This is a genomic window from Pseudomonas sp. SDT291_1_S447 (genome assembly GCF_054070155.1).
In genome coordinates this window covers 1-216 of record NZ_JBSVXS010000462.1, presented here as the reverse complement: position 1 = coordinate 216, position 216 = coordinate 1, and the positions used below count along the sequence as shown (strand labels likewise).

Genomic DNA, 216 nt, shown 5'->3' with positions numbered 1-216 from the left:
GCCAGGTCGCGCAGCACCGAGGCTTTCAATTGGGTCAGGGACAGCACGCGTTTGTCGGCGCTTTCCTTGGGATTGGTTGGATCGTCGTCGGTCAGCCGGTCCAACAGGGACGGTTGCAGACGGTCGCGGGAAGCGATTTCAGTGACCACCAAAGCGGCTCCACGGACGGGGTGTGAGAGGGACAAGTGGGCTGTGGCCGTGGCGCGAAGCCACGGC

At 64.4% G+C, this 216-nt stretch carries 1 pseudogene; it reads right to left on the bottom strand.

Annotated elements, in window-relative coordinates:
• Positions 1 to 149 (bottom strand): annotated as a pseudogene (locus ACW9IR_RS30375) (type VI secretion system baseplate subunit TssE); the annotation flags it as partial.
• Positions 150 to 216 lie beyond the last annotated feature (67 nt).